Below are 2334 nucleotides of genomic sequence, written 5' to 3' on the forward strand. Positions count from 1 at the left end.
GGTTCAGGCTAATACAAATGAATAGCGATGTCCGCTCGACGCCGACATCGGGGATAGTCATTTGGAAGCGGTTTATGCGCATAAACTGGAGCGCCATGCTGTTCATGCGGAAGGGCCAGGTGTTATCAGTGCATTGGTCCGAGATCTGTCGCGCCACCCGCTCTGCGCAGCACACCGGATCACAGCACAACATCCGCACAGCTTGCCGCGGTGCTCGCTCAGCACGTCGATTAAATGAAAAACCCGCATTAGCAAAGGAAAAAAATTGCTGCCACTCTGTTCAGCTCTTCAGCGCAAGTAGGTGCGGGCTATCCTGCTTTTGTTGAACGCCAATGCCGCTCCGCCACTCCATGCCACTACTTTTTGCCTACCATCCATCATGCGGCCAAGTGAACAAACCCCATCGCGAAGCCCCGTCCCTATCATCCCTCCCACCCGCTAAAATCCTCTCGAATACTTCCCGCAACCGACCGATAACCCGACGCACCCGCCGTCCCCGACACCATGATCACGATTTATCACAATCCCCGCTGCTCCAAATCGCGCGCCGCGTGCGAACTCGTCACTGACACTTACAACCGCACGGGCGAAGCAACGGAAATCATTGAATACCTGAAGCAGCCGCTCACCGTCGCACAACTCAAACAACTCAACGAGCAACTAGGCTGTCCCGTCCGCGAGATGATTCGCGAAACGGAAGCCGAATACAAAGAGCTTCATCTTTCCGACGCGACACTCACCGACGCTCAGTTATATGAAGCACTGGCGAAACACCCGATCCTTCTGCAACGCCCGATCGTCGTGCGAAACGGGCGGGCCGTGATTGGCCGCCCGCCGGAAAACGTGGCAGCGCTATTCGCCTGAGCGTCGCCGCAAAGCCGCTTCGCCCGACGGAGCAGCGTCACGCAAAGGCCCCACGCAAAGGCCCCACACGCGAAGCCGCTGAGACCTAGGCGTTCACTCCCAGTGCCGCATCTTTCGTGACAATCTTCGTCGGAATTAGCCGCAGTTCGTTAAACGTATCCGCGATACGTTGCTGCTGCGCGAGTACATTTGCATCGATCGGCTTATAGATATGCGCGTAGTGTCGCAAGCCCGCTTCGATCACGTTCGCATCAAGCCCCTGAATGGGCGCGAGCTGTGCGGCAGCTTCGCCATAGTGAGCGCGCACCCAGGCCCCTTCCTTGCCGACCTCGTCCATCGTGATCGCGAGCACCTTGCTGCCTTGCTGCGCGAACGACCGCGCGCTCAGGAAGAACTGGTGATGGCTCACGATACCGTCGGCATCCGCGAGCAAGCGCGCGTTCGACTGCCGCTTCGCCGCTTCGAGGAACGGATCCCAGATCGCCCACGCATCGATGGCACCGCGTTCGAAGGCAGCGCGCGCGTCGGCGGGCGGCAGGTAGACGGGTTGAATCTCGCTGTACTTCACTCCGCTCTTCTCCAACGCGGCGACCAGAAACCAGTGCACGTCGGAGCCTTTGTTCAGTGCGATCTTCTTACCCTTCAAATCGGCCAAGGTTTTGATCGGCGCGTCCTGATGCACGAGAATGCCTTCGGCGTGCGGTGTCGGGATCTCATACGCCGTATAGACGAAGTTCGCGCCGGCGGCCTGCGCGAACACGGGCGGCGCCTCGCCCACATACCCGAAGTCGATCGCGCCGACATTCAGCCCCTCGAGCAATTGCGGCCCGGCCGGAAACTCGGTCCACTTAACGGTGACGCCGAGCGGCGCGAGCCGTTTTTCGAGCGTGCCGTGCGACTTCAGCAGCACCAGCGTACTGGCAGCTTTCTGATAGCCGATGCGAAATTCCCTCGCGTGCGCATCAGCGGCAAAAACCGCGGTGGGGACGACTGGCAGCGTGGCGGCGGCCAGCGAAGCGCCCACGCCGGCGAGGAACGTGCGGCGCGTGAACCGCGGATGAGGGGACATAGAAGTGCTCGTTAAAAAAGACGGACGCAAAATGGACCGATTGGCTTCGACGATAGTTCGTCCACCAGCCTGGACGAACCGATAAATTCGCATAAGCAAATCACGCCGCTACAAATTGCTATCCGCGCTGCGCCGCGGCTGCATTAATCGACAGAAAGGGACACTTCTCGCTGTTCCGGTCGATTCCAGTCGGCTCGATTCTGGCGGGGCCGCTCTGTGGGATGGGGTTATCCAAACAGATGCGTGCGGTCGAGCCAGAAGAGGCGGGCAAGCCCTCTTCACCGCACCGCACCGCACCGCACCGCACCGCACCGCACCGCACCGCACCGCACCGCACCGCACCGCACCGCACCGCACCGCACCGCACCGCACCGCACCGCACCGCACCGCACCGCACCGCA

General features: G+C 60.7%; 3 protein-coding genes. 2 read left to right on the forward strand and 1 reads right to left on the reverse strand.

Going from position 1 to position 2334, the window contains the following annotated elements:
* The first annotated feature begins 504 nt into the window (after positions 1-504).
* The gene (arsC, locus tag BN2475_RS33070; RefSeq protein ID WP_094783507.1) at positions 505-864 is read left to right on the forward strand and encodes an arsenate reductase (glutaredoxin); all 360 of its coding nucleotides are present in this window, start codon (positions 505-507) and stop codon (positions 862-864) included.
* Positions 865-949: 85 nt separating this feature from the next.
* Here the strand turns inward: arsC and BN2475_RS33075 are convergent, their stop codons facing one another.
* A complete protein-coding gene (locus BN2475_RS33075) occupies positions 950-1933 on the reverse strand; it encodes a sulfonate ABC transporter substrate-binding protein (protein ID WP_094783508.1) in 984 nt (327 codons plus the stop codon).
* Between the two features lie 221 nt (positions 1934-2154).
* Here BN2475_RS33075 and BN2475_RS35205 point away from each other — a divergent pair.
* Positions 2155-2334: hypothetical protein (locus BN2475_RS35205; RefSeq protein WP_218023765.1), on the forward strand; the 180-nt coding region annotated here is incomplete at its 3' end.

Source organism: Paraburkholderia ribeironis, from assembly GCF_900019265.1.
In the GTDB taxonomy this organism is placed as follows: domain Bacteria; phylum Pseudomonadota; class Gammaproteobacteria; order Burkholderiales; family Burkholderiaceae; genus Paraburkholderia; species Paraburkholderia ribeironis.